Origin of the sequence: Janthinobacterium algoris (genome assembly GCF_051380935.1) — a bacterium.
Taxonomy (GTDB): Bacteria; Pseudomonadota; Gammaproteobacteria; order Burkholderiales; family Burkholderiaceae_D; genus Janthinobacterium.
This window is the reverse complement of record NZ_JBNYXZ010000004.1, coordinates 89,310-111,977: the sequence shown is the minus strand read 5'-3', so window position 1 is coordinate 111,977 and position 22,668 is coordinate 89,310. Positions and strand designations below refer to the sequence as shown.

At 61.7% G+C, this 22,668-nt stretch carries 3 protein-coding genes; all 3 read left to right on the top strand.

The features are described 5' to 3' along the window. Positions 1-46: 46 nt before the first annotated feature. The 3 genes from ACQ4W7_RS07370 to ACQ4W7_RS07360 all read left to right on the top strand — a co-directional run bounded on the left by ACQ4W7_RS07370 (position 47) and on the right by ACQ4W7_RS07360 (position 22,406). On the top strand, positions 47-1,819 hold the full coding sequence (locus tag ACQ4W7_RS07370; protein WP_436529511.1) for a ShlB/FhaC/HecB family hemolysin secretion/activation protein: 1,773 nt from the start codon (positions 47-49) through the stop codon (positions 1,817-1,819). 83 nt (positions 1,820-1,902) lie between these two features. Beyond that, positions 1,903-21,831 carry a two-partner secretion domain-containing protein gene (locus ACQ4W7_RS07365; RefSeq protein WP_436529509.1) on the top strand — a complete coding sequence of 6,643 codons (19,929 nt, stop codon included), beginning with the start codon at positions 1,903-1,905 and terminating at the stop codon, positions 21,829-21,831. Continuing rightward, entirely contained in the window at positions 21,828-22,406 is a 579-nt protein-coding gene (locus ACQ4W7_RS07360) for a hypothetical protein (protein ID WP_436529507.1), read from the top strand. The genes ACQ4W7_RS07365 and ACQ4W7_RS07360 overlap by 4 nt, the downstream gene beginning before the upstream one ends. Positions 22,407-22,668: the final 262 nt, after the last annotated feature.

Below are 22,668 nucleotides of genomic sequence, written 5' to 3'. Positions count from 1 at the left end.
AATCAATTTATAATTTCCTTACGTAAATAATTACTTAAGGCAACATATGCACCTGCGCTTGACGCCATGGTGCGGTGTATTTTTGTTCAGCGGCACCTTGTGTGCCGCCGTGTCCGCGCAGACCCGTCCCGACATCGCACCGCCCCCTTCCAATACGCCTGGCAGCAGCCAGCGCGACGATGCCAGCCAAGAATTAATCCGCCAGCAAGAACGTGAGCGCCTCTTGCGCCAGCAGCAGGAGCGTAATCCCGACGTGCGTCTGCTCGAGGCGCCCGCAGCCGTCTCCGCCAATCGCCTGCCCACGGGCGAATCGCCGTGCTTTACCATTAATCACCTGGAATTGCGGGGCGAGGACGCCGCGCAGTTTCAATGGGCGCTGGCGGCCGCCGGCCGCGATGACTTGGGAGCGCCTGACTCTGCGCTGGGGCGCTGCCTCGGCACGCAGGCCATCAATGTACTGATGGGAAGGCTGCAAAATGCCATCATCGCGCGCGGCTATGTCACGACGCGCGTGCTGGCCGAACCGCAGGATTTGAGCCGTGGCACGCTGGCCTTGACACTGATACCGGGGCGCATCCGGCAGATCGCCTTTGCGCCCGGCACCAATGCCCGCGCCACCTGGTGGAATGCCGTGCCGGCGCGGCCGGGCGACTTGCTCAATGTGCGCGATACGGAACAGGCACTGGAAAACTTCAAGCGCGTGCCGACGGCCGAAGCCGATATCCAGATCATGCCGGCCGAGGGCGGCAACGCGAAGCCGGGCGAGAGCGACCTGCAGATCCAGTGGAAACAGGGCTTGCCATTCCGCCTGGCGCTGGGCCTCGACGATGGCGGTTCGCGCTCGACCGGCAAGCTGCAGGGCAGCGTAACCCTGTCGTATGACCACTGGCTGACCCTGAACGACCTGTTCTACCTGAGCCTGAACCAGAACGTCGATGGCAACCACCACGGTCCGCGCGGCACGGGCGGCATGGTGGCCCATTATTCGATTCCCTACGCCTACTGGTTGCTGGCCTTCACGGCCAGCGACAGCCATTACCACCAGTCCGTGGCCGGCATCAGCCAGGACTACAACTACAGCGGCGCCAGCCAGAATCGCGAAGTGAAACTGTCGCGCCTGGTCTACCGCGATGCGTCGCGCAAGACCACAGTATCCCTGCGCGGCTGGCAGCGCGCCGCGCAAAACTCCATCGATGACACGGAAGTGGAAGTGCAGCGCCGCCGCATGGCCGGTTGGGAACTCGGCATCGGCCACCGTGAATTCATGGGCCAGGCCACGTTTGACGTCAACCTGCAATACCGGCGCGGCACGGGCGCAATGGATGCGCTGGCCGCGCCCGAGGAAGCATTTGGCGAAGGCACCTCGCGCTTCAAGCTGATCCTGGCCGATGCGGCCGTATCGGCACCGTTTACGCTGGCCGGCCAGCCGCTGCGCTACTCGGGCAACTGGCGCATGCAGCACAACCGCACTCCGCTGGTGCCGCAGGACCGCTTTGCCATCGGTGGGCGCTATACCGTGCGCGGCTATGACGGCGAAAGCAGCCTGTCGGCCGAACGGGGCTGGCTGCTGCGCAATGAAGTCGGCGTGCCGCTGGGCAGCAGCGGCCAGGAAGCGTATGCGGGGCTCGACCATGGCGAAGTGGCCGGGCCATCCGCCGCCTGGCTGATCGCGCGCAACCTGACGGGCGCTTTTGTCGGCCTGCGCGGCCAGTGGCTGGGCGTGCAATACGACGCCTTTGTCGGCTGGCCCGTGCGCAAGCCCGAGCTGTTCCGCACGGCCAGTCATACGGCCGGCTTCAGCCTGAACGCCAGCTATTAAAAAATTCCGATGTGAAACGCCGCCATCCGCCAGCCGTTCTCTTCTCCCCTTATCGCATTAATTGATTGTCATTAGGACATTTCATGAACAAGAACCTGTACCGCATCATCTTCAATAAACGCCGTGGCCAACTGATGGTCGTCGCCGAAAACGCTTCTTCGCAAGGCAAGGCGGCCAAGGGCGAGGGCAGCTTGACGAATGGCGTGTTTGGTGGTGATGGGAGCGGGCTAAATGGCAGATTGCGGCCGCTGGCGTTGGCCGTGTTCGGCGCGCTGGGCATGGTGAGCTTTGTCGCCGGCCCGGCCATGGGGCAGATCGTGGCCGACCCGAATGAGCCGGGCCGCCAGCGCCCGACCGTGGTGCAAAGCGCGAATGGCGTGACGCAGGTGAATATCCAGACGCCGAGTGCGGCGGGCATCTCGCGCAATACCTACAGCCAGTTCGACGTGACGGCGAATGGCGCCATCCTGAACAATAGCCGCGGCAATGTGCAGACGCAGACGGGCGGCTGGGTGCAGGGCAATCCGTGGCTGGCGGGCGGCAGTGCGCGCGTCATCCTCAACGAGGTCAATTCGGCCAATCCTAGCCAGCTACGCGGCTATGTCGAGGTGGCGGGCCAGCGGGCCGAAGTCGTCATCGCCAATCCGGCCGGCGTGGCCATTGACGGCGGCGGTTTCATCAATGCCAGCCGGGTCACGCTGACGACGGGCACGCCTATCCTCAACGGCGGCAACCTGGACGGCTACATGGTGCAGCGCGGCGTGGTCAGCATCAACGGGCGCGGCCTGGACACGTCGCTGAGCGACTACACGGCCATCCTGGCGCGCGCTGCGCAAATCAATGGTGGCATCTGGGCACAGGAATTGAAAGTGGTGACGGGCGCGAATCAGATCGATGCGGTGCATGGCGTGGCGGGCGCTGCGTCTGGCGTGGGGCCGGCCCCAGCCTACGCGCTGGACGTGGCGCAACTGGGCGGCATGTATGCGGGCAAGATCACCCTGGTCGGCACGGAAGCGGGCCTGGGCGTGCGCAACGCGGGCGTAATGGCGGCCACGGCGGGCAACCTGGTGCTGCAATCGAACGGTTGGCTGAGCAACAATGGCAACATCCAGTCGGCAGGTAGCGGCAGCCAGACCAGCATCGCCGTCACGGGCGACGTGGCCAACAGCGGTACCGTGTATGCGGGCGGCGACAGCCAGGTGCAGGCGCAGGGCAATATTGCCAACAGCGGTGTGATTGCGGCCCAGGGCAATGTCCAGGTGCAAGCCACAGGCGCGGCAGCGCGCATCGATGCCACCGCTGGTTCCGTGCTTGCGGCAGGCTTGAATCTGGACAATACCTTGGCCGCCAGCGGCAAGTTGAGCGTTTCTGCCGGCGACACCATTGCCGTGCATGGCACGGCGGTCGCGGGCGGCGACAGCAGTCTGTCGGCGCGCCAGCTGGACCTTGCTGGGGCGCAGGTTTCTGGTGGGAACGTCAGCCTGGGTGCCAGCGCCGGCGACCTCGACGCCAGCCGCGCGCAGGTCAGTGCACGCGAGCGCCTGCAGTTGGACGCGGCGCAGACCGTGCGCAGCGATGCAGCGCAGCTGACTGGCCAGCAGCTGGACGTGACTGCGCATGACTTGTCGAACGTGGGCGGCCAGATCACACAGCTGGGTGCCGGCGACCTGTCAATTCAATTGCCGGGAGCTTTGGACAATACGCGCGGCGTCATCGCCACGAATAGCCACGCCTTGCGCCTGCATGCTGCCAGCCTGAGTAATCAGGATGGGCAGATCCAGCATGCGGGCACGGGCGCGCTGGAGATTGGCGCAGCGCACATCAACTTGCAGCGCAGCAGCATCATCAGCAATGGCGCCTTGGCGCTGACGGGAGAGCAGGTCGACCACCGCAATGCCCGTACGCTGGCGGCGAAATTAAGTATCAATGCCGGTAGCTTGGACAACCGGGGCGGCAGCCTGGCACAGACTGGCCAGGGGGTAACTGGCGTGCAGGTGCGTGACGGGCTGGATAACCGGGATGGCGCGCTGGGAAGCAATGGCACGATGACTGTGCAGGCAGCCGGCGTGCAAAACCAGAAAGGCCGCATCGTCGCCAGCGGCGATCTGGCACTGTCCACAGGCGTGCTGAACAACACCGAGGCGACCCTGGCCGCAGGCGGGGCACTGCGCCTCGATACTGGCGACGTCGACAATACGCGCGGCCAGATCCAAGCAGTGGGCGGCGACGCCAGCCTGTCCGTGGCAAAGCTGAACAATACGGCCGGCAGCATGTTTGCTGGTGGCAACCTCGCCACCCAGGCTCGTGAAGTGCTGAACAGCGGCAACCTGTACGCGGCCGGCAGCCAGGCACTGCAGGTGAGCGGCGCCGTCAGCAACAGCGGCGTCATTGCCGCGCAGGGCGATAACCGCGTCAATGCCAGCCGCATCGACAGCACGGCCGGCAGTCTGCTGGGCGCGGGCATCCGCGCCGACGGCAGCCTGGCTGGCAGCGGCCAGCTGCAACTGACGACCACGCAAGCGATCGTGGCCCATGGCCAGAATCTGGCCGCCGGCAAGACCAGCATGCACGCCGCCGTCATCGACCTGAGCGGCAGCCAGACGGGCGGTGCGGCGATCTCCCTGAATGCCAGCGCCGGCAATGTCGTCACCGATGGCGCGCTGGTGACGACCAGCGGCTTGCTGTCCGTGACGGCGGCCGGCAGCGGCCAGGTCCTGTCGAACGTGCGCGGCACCCTGAGCGCGGGGCAGCTGGACCTGACAACAGGATCGCTCGACAACCGCGGCGGCACCCTGATTCAGACGGGCAATGGCGACACGGCATTGCAAGGCAGTACCCTGGACAACACGGGCGGGCGTATCGCCGTCAACAGCGCCAACCTGGCGCTGCATGCCGACAAGGTGACTAACCGCGACGGCAGCATCGACCACGCGGGCACGGGCAGCCTGCGCATCGACGCGGCGCGTTTCGATGACGAGCGGGGCAAGGTGACGGGCAATGGTTTAGTTGATATCCAGGCGGAAACGCTCGATCATCGTCATGCCGTTACTTCCGGGCAGCAGGTAGCCTTGCAGGCCAGCCAGCTGGACAATAGCGACGGTACCCTGCAGCAGACGGGAGCGGGGCAGATGCGTGTGGATGTGGCGCAGACGCTGGACAATACGCGTGGCAACATCGCCGGCAATGGCGGCCTGCAAGTACAGGCGGGCGTGCTGGACAACAGCAAGGGCCGCATCACCTCCGCTGCCTCGGCGGACATTACTAGCAAGGGCGCGCTGAAGAATACGGATGGCGTGATCGCCGCCACGCAAGATCTACAGGCGGCAGGTATTGGAATCGACAACACCCGAGGCGTATTGCAGGCGGACAATTTACGTCTCGATGCGGCGACCTTGCTGAACCAGCAGGGGAGGGTCAGCGCCGGCATGGACCTGACGGCGAAAGTCAGCAGTGAGCTGAACAATACCGGCCTGATGTATGCAGGCCGTAACCAGCAATTGACGGTGGGTGGAGTGCTCAACAACACGGGGTCGATTGCCTCCGTCAACAACACCCATATTTTCGCCGGCAAAGTGAACAGCAGCGGCTTGCTGGGTGCCGGTGTGCAAGCCGATGGCAGCCTGGGCACGGCGGGCGACCTGACCATCAATGCCGATGGCGTCTTGCAGGCGAGCGGGCAGAACCTGGCGGCTGGCAGCGCCATGCTGACGGGCGATTCCATTGATCTGTCTGGCAGCCAGACGGGCGCGGCAAACATCGGCATCACTGCGCGCGGTGGTGACGTGCTGGCCAACAAGGCGGTCATCTCGGCCAGTAATCTGCTGGCCATTACCGCCAACGCGAATAACGCCCAGTCGTTGGTGAATACCCAGGGCCAGCTGGTAGCAGGGCAGTTGCAGTTGAATGTGGCCAACCTGAACAACGCCAGCGGTGAGATCGTGCAGACGGGCGCGGGCAACACCGTCATCACCACAGGCAAGCTGGACAACACGGCTGGCCGCATTGCCGTCAATAGCAATAATCTTGCCTTGAATGCGACGGTCTTAACAAATATCAATGGCAAGCTGGAGCATGCAGGCGCCGGTATTCTGGCGATTGATGCGGGCCAGTTCAATAACCAATACGGCAAGATCACGGGCAATGGCAAGGTGGACATTACCGCTGCTGCGCTGGACCACCGCAATGCCACCACGGTTGCTAGGCAACTGAGCGTCAACGCTGGCAGCCTGGACAACCGCGCCGGCAGCCTGACGCAGGCGGGAACCGGACTGATGACGGTAACGGCCACGGGCCAGATCGACAACACGGGCGGCAAAATCGAGGGCAATGGTGATGCACTGGTGAAAGCCGGTACCTTGCTGAACAACACGGGTCGCATCGTGGCGGTGCGCGACGCGGAGTTGAACGTGGACAGCCTGGACAACACAGACGGCACGGTCGCGGCAGGGCGTCATTTGGGATTGAGCGGTGGCGATATCGACAATACCAAAGGGCAATTGCAGGCTGTCGCTGGCGATGCGACCTTGAAGGTTGGCAAGCTGAACAACACCGCGGGCAGCGTGTTTGCCGGCGCCAACCTGAACGCCACCTTGGCTAGCCTGAACAATACCGGCAGCCTGTATGCGGCCGGAAATCAAACCCTGAACGCCAGCGGCGCCATCGTCAACACGGGCGTGATCGCGGCACAGGGCAACACCAGCCTGACAGCCAACAGTCTCGACAGCGGCGCAAGCAGTCTGATCGGCGCGGGCATCAAGGCCGATGGCAGCTTGGGCACGGCTGGAGACCTGACAGTAACCACCGCGCAAGCGCTGGCCGCGCATGGCCAGGTTCTGGCTGCAGGTAGCGCCAATTTGACCGGTGCCACGCTCGATATCGGCGGCAGCCAGACCAGCGGCGCGAACATCGGCCTGACGGCAACACAGGGCGACGTCAGCACGAACAAGGCAGTCATCACGACGTCGGGCACCTTGAACGTCGCGACCAGCGCCACCCTGCACAACACGGATGGTACCTTGCAGGCGGGCCAGCTCGATCTGCACGTAGGCAATCTGGACAACGCCAAAGGCACGGTACTGCAAACTGGGACGGGTAATACCATCCTCCAGACCAACAATCTGGATAACACGGCAGGGCGAATCGCCGTCAACAGCGGCAATCTGACTCTCGATGCGACTACGCTGATGAACCGCGATGGCAAGATCGAGCATGCGGGTGCGGGCATCCTGGCGCTGCAGGCGGGCGTGCTGGACAACAGTAAGGGCCGTATCACGTCCGCTGCGGCTGCGACCGTCATCAGCAAGGGCGCACTGAACAATATCGACGGCGTGATTGCCGCGACTGCCGACTTGCATGTTGGTGGTGTGAATATCGACAACACGCGCGGCGTCTTGCAGGCGGACAATTTGCGTCTGGATGCTGTGACCTTGCTGAACCAGCAGGGCACGGTCAGCGCCGGCAAGGACCTGACGGCGAAAGTGAGCGGTGACCTGAACAATGCCGGCCTGCTGTATGCAGGCCGCAACCAGCAATTGACGGTGGGCGGCGTGCTCAACAACACGGGTTCCATTGCCTCCGTCAACAACACCCATATTACCGCCGGCAAAGTCACCAGCAGCGGCTTGCTGGGGGCGGGCATCAAAGCCGATGGCAGCCTGGGCACGGCGGGCGACTTGACCATCAACGCGGATGGTGTCTTGCAGGCAAACGGCCAAAATCTGGCGGCGGGCAGTGCGGTCTTGGCAGGTGCGTCGGTCAATCTGTCTGGCAGCCAGACGGGCGGCTCAACTATTGCGATCACCGCACGTGATGGCGATGTGCTGACGAACAAGGCGTTGATTTCCGCCAGCAACGTGCTGGCCATCACGGCCAATGCAAACAATGCCCAGGCGCTGGTGAATACCCAGGGTCAGTTGGTGGGTGGTCAGTTGCAATTGAATGTGGCCAACCTGAACAACGCCAGCGGCGACATCGTGCAGACGGGCATGGGCGACACCGTCATCACCACTGGCAAGCTGGACAACACGGCTGGCCGCATCGCCGTCAACAGCGCTAACCTGGCCCTGAACGCGACGGTGTTGACGAACATCAATGGCAAGCTGGAGCACGCAGGTGCGGGCGTTCTGTCCATCAACGCAGGCCAGTTCAACAACCAGCACGGCAAGATCACGGGCAATGGCAAGGTGGACATTACCGCTGCCGCGCTGGACCACCGCAATGCCACCACGGTTGCTAGGCAACTGAGCGTCAACGCTGGCAGCCTGGACAACCGCGCCGGCAGCCTGACGCAGGCGGGAACCGGACTGATGACGGTAACGGCCACGGGCCAGATCGACAACACGGGCGGCAAAATCGAGGGCAATGGTGATGCGCTGGTGAAAGCCGGTACCTTGCTGAACAACACGGGTCGCATCGTGGCGGTGCGCGACGCGGAGTTGAACGTGGACAGCCTGGACAACACAGACGGCACGGTCGCGGCAGGGCGTCATTTGGCGTTGACCGGTGGTGATGTCGACAATACCAAAGGGCAATTGCAGGCTGTCGCTGGCGATGCGACCTTGAAGGTTGGCAAGCTGAACAACACCGCGGGCAGCGTGTTTGCCGGCGCCAACCTGAACGCCACCTTGGCTAGCCTGAACAATACCGGCAGCCTGTATGCGGCCGGAAATCAAACCCTGAACGCCAGCGGCGCCATCGTCAACACGGGCGTGATCGCGGCACAGGGCAACACCAGCCTGACAGCCAACAGTCTCGACAGCGGCGCAAGCAGTCTGATCGGCGCGGGCATCAAGGCCGATGGCAGCTTGGGCACGGCTGGAGACCTGACAGTAACCACCGCGCAAGCGCTGGCCGCGCATGGCCAGGTTCTGGCGGCAGGCAATGCCAATCTGACCGGCGCCACGCTCGATATCGGCGGTAGCCAGACCAGCGCCGCCAATATCGGCCTGACGGCAACACAGGGCGACGTCAGCACGAACAAGGCCTTGGTGGCGACGCCGGGCACCTTGAACGTCACGACCGGCGCCACCCTGCACAACACGGAAGGTACCTTGCAGGCGGGCCAGCTTGACCTGCACGTGGGCAATCTCGATAACGCCAAAGGCACTGTCTTGCAGACGGGGACTGGCGACACAAGCATCGTCACCGGCAATCTGGACAACACTGCCGGACGCATCGCCGTCAACAGCAAGGACTTGAATATCGATGCCGTCACGGTCACGAACCAGGATGGCAAGATCGAGCATGCAGGTACGGGCTTGCTGAGTCTGCAAGCGGGCGTGCTGGACAACAGCAAGGGCCGCATCACGTCCGCTGCGTCGGCGGACATTGTCAGCAAGGGTGTACTGAACAATACCGATGGCGTGATTGCCGCCACGAATGATCTGCAAGTCGGTGGTATCAGTGTCGACAACACGCGCGGAGTGTTGCAAGCGGACAATTTACGTCTTGATGTTGCGTCCTTGCTGAACCAGCAGGGCACGGTCAGCGCCGGCAAGGACCTGACGGCGAAAGTGAGCGGTGACCTGAACAATGTCGGCCTGCTGTATGCAGGCCGCAACCAGCAATTGACGGTGGGCGGCGTGCTCAACAACACGGGTTCCATTGCCTCCGTCAACAACACCCATATTACCGCCGGCAAAGTCACCAGCAGCGGCCTGCTGGGCGCCGGTGTGAAAGCCGATGGCAGCCTGGGCACGGTAGGCGATCTCACCATCAACGCGGATGGCGTCTTGCAGGCGAGCGGCCAAAACCTGGCGGCGGGCAGTGCGGTCTTGGCAGGTGCGTCGGTCAATCTGTCTGGCAGCCAGACGGGAGGCTCAAATATTGCGATCACCGCACGTGATGGCGATGTACTGACGAACAAGGCGGTGATTTCCGCCAGCAACGTGCTGGCCATCACGGCCAATGCAAACAACGCCCAGTCGCTGGTGAATACCCAGGGGCAGCTGGTGGCCGGTCAGTTGCAATTGAACGTCGCCAATCTGAACAACGCCAGCGGCGACATCGTGCAGACGGGCACGGGCGACACCGTCATCACCACGGGCAAGCTGGACAACACAGCCGGCCGCATCGCCGTCAACAGCGCCAACCTGGCCCTCAACGCCACCGTCTTGACGAACGTCAATGGCAAGCTGGAGCACGCAGGTGCCGGCATCCTGGCCATCAACGCGGGCCAGTTCAATAACCAGTTTGGCAAGATCACAGGCAATGGCAAGCTTGATATCACGGCGGCGGCCTTCGACCACCGCAATGCCACCACCATCGCCAATCAGCTGACGGTCAACGCAGGCAGCCTGGATAACCGCGCCGGCAACCTGGCGCAAACGGGTAGCGGCTTGATGAGCATCAATGCGACCGGCTTGCTGGACAACACGGGTGGCAAGATTGAAGGCAATGGCGATGCGCTGGTGAAAGCAGTTACCTTGCTGAACAAAACGGGCCGCATCGTGGCGGCGCAGGATACCGAGCTAAACATCGGCAGCCTGGACAACACCGATGGCACGATCGCGGCAGGCCGCAATCTGGCATTGAGCGGTGGCGACATCGATAATACCAAGGGCCAGCTGCAAGCCGTGGCGGGCGATGCGACCTTGAAGGTTGGCAAGCTGAACAACACTGCCGGCAGCGTGTTTGCCGGCGCCAACCTGAATGCCACGCTGGCCACTCTGAATAATACCGGCAGCTTGTACGCGGCCGGAAATCAAACCCTGAACACCAGCGGCGCCGTCGTGAACACGGGCGTGATCGCGGCGCAGGGCAATACCAGCCTGACAGCCAACAGCTTCGACAGCGGCGCAAGCAGCCTGATCGGTGCAGGCATGCAGGCCGATGGCAAGCTGGGCACGGTTGGCGACTTGGCGATCAGTACCGCGCAAGCCCTGGCCGCGCACGGGCAGAACTTGGCAGCGGGCAGCGCCAATCTCACCGGTGCCAATGTGGACCTCTCCGGCAGCCAGACCAGTGCGACCAGCATTGACCTGACGGCAGCACTGGGCGACATCAGCACACAGAAGGCCGTGGTCAGCACGCCTGGCGCCTTGACGATCCATGCGCAAGACAGCTTGCGCAATACGGAGGGGCAACTCAGTGCCGGCCAACTCGATCTGCATGTGGGTAACCTGGACAATACCAAGGGCACATTGATACAGACGGGCACCGGCGACACCGTCATCCAGACGGGCAAGCTGGACAACAGCGCCGGGCGCATCGCCGTCAATAGCAATGACCTGACCCTGGGCGCGGCCACCTTGACGAATGCGGGCGGCAAGATCGAGCATGCGGGTGCTGGTACTCTGGCCATCACGGCGGCGAGCTTGCAGGGCGCCGGCGGCAGCATCATCGGCAATGGCGCCGTTGATCTGAAGGCAGGCTTGTTCGACCACACCAACGCGACCACCACGGGCCGGTCCCTGAGCGTGCAGGCAGACAGCCTGAGCAACCGGGGTGGCCATTTGCTGCAGACGGGCGCGGGCGGCATGACGATCGCCGTCACAGGGCTGCTCGACAATACGAGTGGTGAAATCGCCGGCAATGGCGTGTTGTCGGTGCAGACCGGCAGCCTGGACAATACAAAGGGCAAGATTACCTCGGCAACGTCCGCCGACATCGTCAGCACTGGCGCACTCGTCAATGCCGATGGCGTGATCGCGGCGACGACTGATTTGCACCTGGGCGGCGCTATCGACAATACGCGCGGCTTGTTGCAGGCGGGCACTGGCGCCTTGAGCCTGGACGCGGCCAGCGTGCGCAATGCGCAGGGCACGCTCAGCGCGGGCACGGACATCACGGCCAAGGTCGTCGGCGACGTGCTCAACGCTGGCGTGCTGTATGCCGGACGCAACCAGTCCCTGGACATCGGCGGCTTGCTGAGCAATACAGGTAGCCTGGCTGCCCTGGGCAATACGACGATCACGGCGGGTAGCCTGGGCGGCAACGGGTTATTGGCGGCAGGCATGCGCGCCGATGGCAGCTTTGCCTCGGCTGGCGATCTGACGGTGACGGCCCGTGGCGCCTTGCAGGCCGGTGGCCAGAACATGGCGGCCGGCCAGCTGCAACTGACGGGCGCATCGGTTGACGTGGGCGGCAGCCAGACCAGCGCGGCTAACATCGGCTTGACGGCCTTGACGGGCAGTGTGACGACCAGCAAGGCGGTCGTGTCGACCAATGGCTTGCTGGCCATCACGGCGAATGCTGCCAACGGGCAGGCACTCGTCAACCAGGGCGGCAGCCTGAGCGCCGGGCAACTGTCTCTGCGCGTTGCCAACCTGGACAATACCAAGGGCACCTTGATACAGACGGGCGCTGGCGACACGGTCATCGAAACGGGCAAGCTGGACAATACGGGCGGGCGCATCGCCGTCAACAGCGCCAACCTGCGCCTGCAGGCGGGCGACTTGACGAATGTGGATGGCAAGATCGAACATGCGGGCAAGGGTGTGCTGGACATTCGCGCCACGAATCTGTACGGCCAGCGTGGCCAGCTCACGGGCAATGGCGCGCTGCAGATGGCGGCCAATTACATCGATCACCGCAACGCCAGCCTGCTGGCGCAGCAGGTGAGCGTCTCCGCGGGCATCCTCGACAATCGTCAGGGGCAGATCACGCAGCTGGGCACGAGTGCGGCAACAGTGCTGGCCAGCACGCGCCTGGACAATAGCGGCGGCAAGATCGAGGCGAACGGCAATGTGCGCGTGGAAACGGGCGAATTGCTCAACGAGCATGGTCGTATTGCGTCCGCGCAAGATGTTAGTGTGGCGGCGACGGGCAAGCTGGACAATACCAGCGGCGTGATCATTGCCGGGCGCGATTTGACCGTGGCTGGCGGCAAGGTGGACAATACCCTGGGCCAGCTGCAAGCGGCGGGCGGCAATGCGCAATTGACGATGGACGAGTTGCTCAATGCACAGGGCAGCATCGTTGCCAGCGGCAATCTGACGACGACGGCGGGCAGCGTGCGCAACAGCGGCAGCCTGTTTGCTGGTGCAGAACAGGTGCTCAGCGTGACGGGCGCGCTGGAGAATACCGGCGTGATTCTGGCCCAGGGCAACAATACGATCAGTGCCAATAGCGTCAACAGCGGCGCGGCCAGCCTGATCGGCGCGGGTGTGAAGGCCGATGGCAGCTTGCAGACGAGCGGCAATCTGCACGTCACGGCGCAGCAGGCGCTGGGCGCCCACGGGCAGGTGCTGGCGGCAGGCAATGCCGTCTTGAGCGGCGGCAGTGTCGACCTCAGCGGCAGCCGCAGCAGTGCCGGCAATATCAGCCTGACGGCCAGCTTGGGAGACGTCAGCACCAGCGGCGCCGTGGTCACCACGCCGGGCGCCCTGACGATCAACACCGGTGCGAATAGCCAGACGTGGAACAACCAGCGCGGCGATATCAGCGCCGGCCAACTGGCCGTCACAGCCGGCAACCTGAACAACCAGCAAGGCAGCATCGTGCAGACGGGTGTCGGTAATACCGTCATCGAGCTTACATCGCCAGCGGGCGTGCTGGACAACACGGGCGGCCGCATCGCCGTCAACAGCGCCAATTTGAGCCTGAAGGCAGGCACGTTGACGAACACGGATGGCAAGATCGAACATGCTGGCAGCGGCACCTTGAACCTGCAAGCGAACCAGCTGAACGATCTGCGTGGACAGATCACGGGCAATGGCGCGCTGGTCGTCACAGCCAATGTCATCGACCACCGCAACGCCAGCACCGTCGCACAGCAAATAAGCGTGACGGGCGTGACCCTGGACAATGCCGGCGGCAACCTGACGCAGCTGGGCAAAGGCGATACCAGTATTCAACTGACGACCAGTCTGGACAATCACGGCGGCACGATCGCCAGCAATGGCAACACGACGATTGTTGCACCGAGCCTCAACAACCAGGGCGGCAAGCTGCAGGCGGCTGGTACCGCCAATCTGACGGTGACGGCAAACAACGTGCTGGACAATAGCCTTGGCGGCGCCATCGCCGGCGGCGGCAATGTCGTGTTGGGCGCGGGCAGCCTGCTGAACCAGGGCGGCAGCGCCACGGCGGGCGGGCAGCTGACGGCGAATGTGGCGCAGGCATTGAACAATGCGGGCGGCTTGCTGGCTGCCACGGGCAACGTGACCGTGAACGCGGCCAGCGTCGACAACAGCGCCGGCGGCAAGCTGGCCTCGGTACAGGGCCAACTGCAGGTGATCTCTACGGGCGCCACCGTCAACAATGGCGGCACCATGCAAGCGGGTGGCGACATCATCCTGCGCAATAGCGGCCTGTCGAACGTGCAGGGCACCATTGCGGGCGCGAACGTCACGCTCGACACGCGTGGCCAGTTGTTCAACAACACGCAGGGCACCCTGGCGGGCACGGGAACCGTCAACTTGCAGACCGGCATCCTGAACAATGATGGCGGCTTGCTACAGTCGGGTGGCGCCATGAACATCGATACGCACGGCAACGCTTTACTCAACACCAATGCCGGCGCGTACGCGGTGCGCCATCCCGGCAGTGCCGGCGGCATCAGCAGCGGCGCCGGCCTCAGCCTGCAAACGGGCAGCTGGAACAATGCGGGCGGCTACCTGGGCGCGGCCGGCAACATCACGGGCAGCGTGGGCCAGCTGGATAACCGTGGCGGCCAGGTCGTCGGCAAGTCGGCGCTGGACCTGACCCTGAGCGGCTTGCAGAACCAGGGCGGACAAATCCAGGTGCTGGGTAATATCGGCCTGAACGCGGGTGGCGGCAGCGTCAACAACCAGCAAGGCTTGATCCGTTCCGGCGCTGCCGTCACCGTGACGGGCGGCGCAATCGACAATGCCAATACCCTGGGCGCGAACCAGGGTATTGAAGGCGTGCATGTGACCTTGAACAGCGCCAATGTCAGCAATGTGCAGGGCGCGGTGCGCGCCGATGGCAACCTGGCGATCAACAGCGCGGGCAGTATCAACAACACACTGGGCATGCTCAGCGCCGGCAGCACGCTGTCGCTGCAGGATAACGGCCCCGGCCGTGGCTTGGCCATCACCAACACGGGCGGCACCATCATCGGCGGCCAGCGCACCGACATCCGCGCGGGCAGCCTGAGCGGTGACGGCAAGGTGCTGTCGCAGAAAGACCTGGCGCTGGACCTGGCCGGCAACTTTACGCTGAACGCAGGCGCCGAGATCATGGCCAACGGCAATGCGGATATCGCCATCGGCGGATTGCTGACCAATGCAGGGAAAATCCAGGCACGCAGCACCCTGAACCTGGGCGCCGCCAATTTCGATAACACGGCCACGGGCGACATCAACGCGGGCACGACGCGCGTCAACGTCGGCGGCGTACTGAACAACCAGGGCGTGATCGACGGCATCAGCACACAACTGAACGTCGGCACGCTGAACAACGTCGGCACGGGCCGCATCTATGGCGACCATCTGAGCATAGCCGGCGGCACCGTCAACAACGATGTGGAAGGTGGCGTGGCGGCCACCATCGCGGCGCGCAGCCGCCTCGATATCGGCGTCACGACGCTCAACAACCGCGAACACGGCCTGATCTTCAGCGGCGGCGATATGGCCATCGGCGGCTATCTGGACGGCAACCGCATCGCCACGGGCTGGGCGGGAACGGTGACGAATGCCAGCGCGACGATTGAGGCGTTGGGGAACCTGGACCTGGCGGCGAATCAATTCCGAAATTTAAATACGCATTTCAGGATCGAAACGCTCGATAGCGGGACTGTAAGCGTCAGAGAGTATGGGAGCCTGCCTTCCGGAGGAGACCAGCGCTTTCACTATGAAGGCGGAAACCTTGTTGATGCTAAGGGGATAGTACAAAAAGAGTACGTCATATACAGACTGACCCGTACCTCACGTACGGAGACCGTGGTGGATACCGATCCGGCGAAGCTGGTGGCTGGCGGCAACGTGACGATACGGTCCAGCGATGCGCGCAACGAGCAAAGCCATGTCATAGCGGGTGGGAGGCTGTTCATGGAGGGGGCTGCGCTCGTTAATCCGCAAGTTGATCTGCATACCTACTCGAAGGAGACGGGAACGTCCGAGAATGTATTGTATTTGCCATCGAGCGCCTGGGGCGGTTATGTTCAAAAACCGATGGGAGAAAGTCCCTTGACTCCGGTCGAGCATAGCTCGGTGAATCCTGTAACACAGATTTATCAGAAAACCACCTATACCTCGCCATCGTCGACAGGCGTGAACGGCGTCAACGGCGGCACCAGTGCTGCGGGTGCCGCTAGTGCCAACGTGACTTTGACGACCGTAAACAAGACGTCGGGAGCCATTGCCGGCGTCAATGCTGCTGCAGGCAGCGGCGCCGCGGCAGCCAGCGGCACAGGGGCATTGAACGGCGCCAGCGGGACAGGCAATGCGGGGCAGGCGGGCAATGTCGGCGCGCTCAGCGGTTCAGCTGTCTCCGGCGCCACCGGTGCGGGCGGACAAACAGCCACGTCGGGCATCGACGCTGGCCGTGCCACGGTGGGCGTCAACGGCAAGAGCGCGGACGCCGTTGCCGCGCAAGGCACGCAAGATGGCAGTGGCCGGATTGGGAATGCGGGCACGACAACCGGGCACGGCGCGGTACAAGGCGGTTTCACAGGCGCGGCCACGGGCAGCGGCGCCGCCAGCACGGTTGATTCCGCACTGCTGGCGCGCGAGGCGCACGGCGGTCCGGTGGCGGTCGGTGGCGGCAGCGGCTTGCAAGGCAGTGGAGGTCTTGGCAGAGCGGGCCAGGCAGCAGGGCATGGCGGAGTGCAAGATCGCGGCGTTGATGCCGTCAGCGGAGTGGCTGGCGCCGGCAAGGTGGATGCGGGCTTGCTGGCTAAAAATGCGCAAGCCGCTGCTGCAGCGGTAGGCGGCAGCAGCGGCTTGCAGGGTAGCGAGCGTGCCGGCAGTGCTGGCCAGGCGCTCAGCCTGGGGGATGTCAAGCAGGTACTTGCGGCCGGTGCCACGGGGCCGGGCACGGCCACACAGTCGGGCATGGCCGCAGCGAATGGCGCCACTGTTTCACACTCCACCGGTGGAGCGGCGCCGGTGGCCGGCGCCGGTGGCGCGTCCGCCGGACGCATGACGGTCATCGGTCAGGTTGCATTGGCGAATCCTTCCGGCCGCGCACAGGTCGTGCGCACCACCTCGCCGTCCACGCAAATTCCTAATGCCAGCCTGTTCAGGACAAGTCCCGGACCTTCATCACGATTCCTGGTTGAAACGGATCCGCGTTTTGCCAATTACAAGGATTGGACCGGTTCGGATTACCTGACCAGCAAGGTCCAGCTCGATCCAACGGTGACGCAAAAGCGCCTGGGCGACGGTTTTTACGAGCAACGCCTGGTGCGCGAGCAGATCGCGGAATTGACGGGGCAGCGCTTTACTGGCGATTATTCCAACGATGACCATCAGTATCGCGGGCTGATGGATGCCGGCGCCGCCTTTGCCCAGACCTGGGACCTGCGCCCTGGCCTGGCGCTGACGCCGGCACAGATGGCGGCGTTGACCAGTGACATCGTCTGGCTGGTGGAACAGGATGTGACCTTGGCCGATGGCTCCACGCAAAAGGTGCTCGTGCCGCAAGTCTACGTGCGCGTGCGGGAAGATGACCTTGATGGCGCAGGCAGTCTGTTGGCAGGCAAAGAGGTCGATATCCGGTTGTCGGGCGATCTGGTGAATGGCGGCACCATTGCCGGGCGAGAAGTCGTATTGTTGAATGCCGAGAATGTCAGCAATTTGGGTGGCCGTGTCGGTGCCAATAACGTCGGCATCGCGGCGCACAACGACTTGAATAATATCGGCGGCACCATCTCGGCCAATAGTGCTCTGCAGGCGAGTGCCGGACGCGACATTAATATTTCCACCAGTACGCTGGATGACGGGCGCTATCTGGGGCGCGTGGCGGGTCTGTATGTCAACGGCGATGCCACCAGTGGCGGCAGTCTGGTGCTGTCTGCGGGAAGGGATGTCAGTATCGCCGGCGGTATTGTCAGCAATACCAATCAGGGCGGCGTCACGGCAATCTCTGCCGGGCGCGACCTGAGCGTGGAGACAGTGGTTGCCACCTCCGGTAGCGGCTTGTCAGCCAAGCGTATCGAGCAGCAGGCAGGCGAAGTGCAAGGCGACAAAGTGGCGCTGATCGCCGGTAATGACATCAATAACCACGGCGGCAGTATCGTGGCCGAATCCCAACTGCTGGCCAGCGCCGGCCGCGATATCAATGTGGTGAGCACCACCGTCAGCAACGCCAGCCAGAGATGGACGGGCAACACATCGACCAGTAGCACCATCGGCACAACGGCAGGCATGTACGTGACGGGTACAGACGAAGGCGCCGCCCTCATCGTTCAGGCCGGGCGCGATGTGACGGTGATGGGTGGCGTCATCGCCAATGCGGGCGTGGACGGCCAGACCAGCGTGATTGCAGGCAATAATCTGACCTTGAATACCGTCACCGTCACCTCCACCCACAATGAGATACGCAACGCCGACAATTACAGCAAGCAGAGCAAGACCAGCGAAGTAGGCAGCCAGATCATGGGCGCCGGCAATGTCAATTTGCAGGCGGGCCATGATTTGACGGCGCGCGCGGCGGACGTGCAGGCGCAGGGAACGTTGGGCCTGGTGGCGGGCAATGACATCAGCCTAGTCAATGGTTTCCAGAACGAAGTGACCGATGTCGCCAGCAAGTCGACGAAGAGCGGCTTCTGGAACAAGACCACGACGACCAAGCACGACGTGGTCAATACCACCACGGCAATCGGCACATCGCTTGGCGGCAGCAGCGTGACGGTGCAGGCTGGGAACGATCTGCAGGTGACTGGTTCGAGCATCTTGAGCGATGATGCGACGCGATTACTCGCGGGTAACAACATCACGATCGACGCTGCCACCAATACCGTGTACGAGCTGCACCACTCCAGCACCAAAAAAAGCGGTTTCATGAGCAGCGGCGGCATCGGCTTCAGCTACGGCACCAAGACCACGACAGTGGATCAGGAGCGTGACGCCACCTTGCAAAGCGGCGAAGCGCGCAGCTCGATCGGCGCCACGGGCGGTGCGTTGACGATGGTCGCCGGCAATAACGTGACGATAGGCGGCAGCGATATTCTTGCTGCCACCGATCTTGATATCATTGGCAAGAGCGTCACCATCAAGCCGGGGCAGGACAATGAGAAGGGCAAGTTCGAAGTCAAGACCACGCAGGATGGCTTGACCCTGGCCTTGGGCGGCAGCGTGATCAGCGCCATCCAGACCCTGCAAACCATGAGCACGGCGGCCAGCACGGCCAAGGATGGCCGCGTCACGGCCATGGCGGCGGCGACCGCGGCCATGGCGGCGAACGCTGCGGCCAAGGACATGATGAAGGAAGGCGGGCCAAGTATCAGCATCAGCCTGACGGCGGGCCATTCGGAAAGCATACAGACGCAAACAACGGCCAGCACCACGAACAGCGGCAGCGTGTTGACGGGCAACAATATCAACATCACGGCCATGGGCGGCGGCAAGGATAGCAACATTAATATCCTGGGCAGCGACCTGAATGCGAAGAACGATATCCGCCTGCATGCCGACAACAACGTCAATCTGCTGGCCGCGCAGGATACGGAAAGCCAGCATAGCAAGAGTTCAAGCATGAGCGCAGCGGCTGGCGTGGCGGCCAGCGTCAGCAGCAAGGGTATGTCTTTCGGCTTCACAGCCAGCGTCAGCGGCAGCAAGGGCCATGAGGATGGCGATGGCACGACACAACTCAATACGCATGTGAATGCGGGTGACAAGCTGGTCATCAGCAGCGGCGGCGACACGAACATCAAGGGCGCCGTGGCCAGCGCCAACCAGGTGATTGCCGACATCAAGGGTAATCTGAACCTGGAAAGCCTGCAGGACACGGCCAAGTTCGACAGCAAGAACCAGAGTTTCTCCGCCAGCGGCACGGTCGGCTATGGCGCCAGTTTCAGCGCCAGCTATAGCCAGAGCAACATGCACAACGACTACGCCAGCGTGCAGGAGCAAAGCGGCATCAAGGCGGGCGACGGCGGCTTCCAGATCAAGGTGGGTGGCAATACCGACTTGAAGGGCGCCGTCATCAGCGCCACGGAGGCAGGCAAGCTTGACAGCAGCCTGATTACGTCGACTTTGACGCACAGCGATATCGCCAATCATGCGATTTCTAAAGGTAGTAGCGTAGGCGTGTCGGGAGGAATGTCGTTCGCAGGCACGGGGCCTAAGAACGATAACCTCACCAACGTCGGCGGCGAGAAGGATGCCAAAACCGCAGGCTTGCCTATTATCGTGGGGACTAGCGAAAATGCCAGTAGCACCACGCGCAGCGGCATCAGCGGCGGCATACTCGTCATCACCGATGATGCGGCCCAGCGCGCGGCCACGAGTAAGGGAGCGGAAGAAGCTATCGCGGGTGTGAACCGCGATGTGACGACCGGAGTGGATAGCAGCGGCAAGATCGGCAATAATTTCGACAAGGCCAAGCTGCAGGCAACGATGGATGTAACGGCGGCGTTTGCGGCGGCGGCAGCAAATGAGGTGGAGGAGTACGCCAAGGACAAGCTGGCGGAAGCATTTAGTTTGAAGGATGCAGCGTTTCGTGAGCCTGACGAGACGAAAAGAAAAGAAATGTTGCTCCAAGCAGCAAAGATTGAAAGCGATTGGGCTGAGGGGGGCACTTCCCGGCTGCTGGCCTCCACGGCGATTGGCGCACTGAGCGGTGGTTTGACTGGGGCAGCAGTGAATGCGGCTGGCACCAGTGCATCCGGCTTATTGAATCGTCCAAAATTGCCGGATTCTTTCAAGTCGTTGTCATTAGAGCAGCAGGCCCAAATTGGGTATATAGGAGCTGAGTTAGGCCTCAATGCGTTTAGTTCACCTGATGAATATAAAGTATTGAAGGAAGTGACTGATCTGCAGCACGACCCTTCATTGCAAGATATTTCGCCCGCTGAAAAACTGCGCCGAGTAGACAATTATTTGAGTTTACGAGGGGCAACAGCTGAACAAATTGCGGATATCCATGAGTCTTATGTGCGGGCAGGCTTCATTAAAAATCCTAATGTAGAGGTACACACTGTTCCTGCTTCGGACGTTTCGAATGAAAATTTATCAGATGCGAGCAGTGCGATGCCAGACGCATTCTTGCTATCTCGATATCTCGACAAAGGTTCCCAGCATGTCGGTTCTGTAGTCGAAGAATTTGGTAATTTTATTGAGAGTAAGCCAGCCGCGAAACTTGCCTTGGAAGGGGCGGACTTCATGGCCGGACCTGTGATCTTTGGTGTCAAGCGGGTTCCCGTAGTAGAAAAAATGATCGACAAGGTGACAGGGGAAATGACTGATCTCCTTGCTGGAGGATTTGAGAGAGCAGGTTACGTAGGCAGCGATGTTCAACATGGCGCCAATGGCACTACTGTTATACTGTCGGTTGGCATCGGTGGTATTGTTGGTGCAGTAAAAAAACTGGGGAAATCCATTGATTTTTCGCATAATCCTGCTCAGGTAGCAGAGCGAACTATTGAAACTACTCCCATTCCTATAAAAAATGCGGAATTGATAGGCGCGGATGGACAAGTCATAGCGCGCCAGAATCCGTTGACTAATGCATGGGAGCCGAGTGTACCTGCCTTGTCGAAGGGTGGCGCAAATACCGCAGTAGAGAGCGTCGGAACAGGACCCAATAGAATATATTCGGCTCGTGAATTGCTTCGGCGTGTTGAAGAGCCTGGCCCGTTCCATAATTTCCCAGAAACCCTGAATACCGAAATTTTCAACGGAACAAAAACGACAATTAGCGATAAGTACACGCTTTATACAAAAGAAGGAACATTGAAGTTGCCGGGTGAGCCTATCTACGGACCGACTCAAATACGATTTGGAGATAAATTTAACAATCCAAGCGGTCAACGGATCCGGGAAATTATCGATTACACACCTGCTCGTATAGTAGAAGGGACCTATGAATTGGGAGTACGACCATCGGCCTCCGGTAATACCGAGGTAATTACGCATCGCTTCTTCAGACCTAAAGATCCACAATGACAATCAAATTTAATGAGTTTTTCAGTCAGCATGAATTTCATGCCGAAGCGATATCCGGTGATGAAGATGCCGACAAAATTGCTACTTTTTGTTATCCTGGGGCCATTCCTGAAGCGTGGGTCCCAGGGATTGCTATTCGCGTAAGGGACATCACAGGAGGTAGCTGGATTGGCTATTTCTTGCAGGGTAAGGAATCTCCTAATGGCGCAGAGCTTTGCTGTGCTCATCCAGGCGGCAAGCATATAGTTGTTGTGTCACGTGGCACCCCGTACATTGTGAGCGCAGCAGATCCAAGAAACTGGCAAGAAATTCCTATCCGGCCCGTCTTAGGGTATTGCGTTGCTGCAGACGAAGGTGTTTTGCTTTTATATGACTACACGAAGGTTATGGGGCTATGCGCGAATGGAAATGCCTGGTCGACACGATCGCTTTCGTGGGACGGGCTCAGGTCAGTGCGCGTCGTCAACGGAGCAGTAGAAGGTGAAGGATGGGATGCACCAACGTCCGCTTATGTGCCATTCCGCGTTGATATAAAGACAGGTGAGAGTACGGGTGGGGCCTCACCGCCGCATTGAAATCACGGGGAGGGGTCAATCACGGGGAGGGGTCCGGGGAGGGGTCAGGTCCGGCATTCGTACACGATCTCAGCTTTGGTCGTCTCGATCTGCAGCAGGTTGCGCTTTATTAAATGCCAATACGGATCGACTGACTGTCCTGCTTGAGACGTGAAAAGCTGCGGCGATGTGAGACATGGTAAAAGCGGTCGATAGATAATAGATAAGCGCGTGCCATTGCCTCGTCTCTGTTGCTATAGAGGGCTTGATATTGTACTAATGA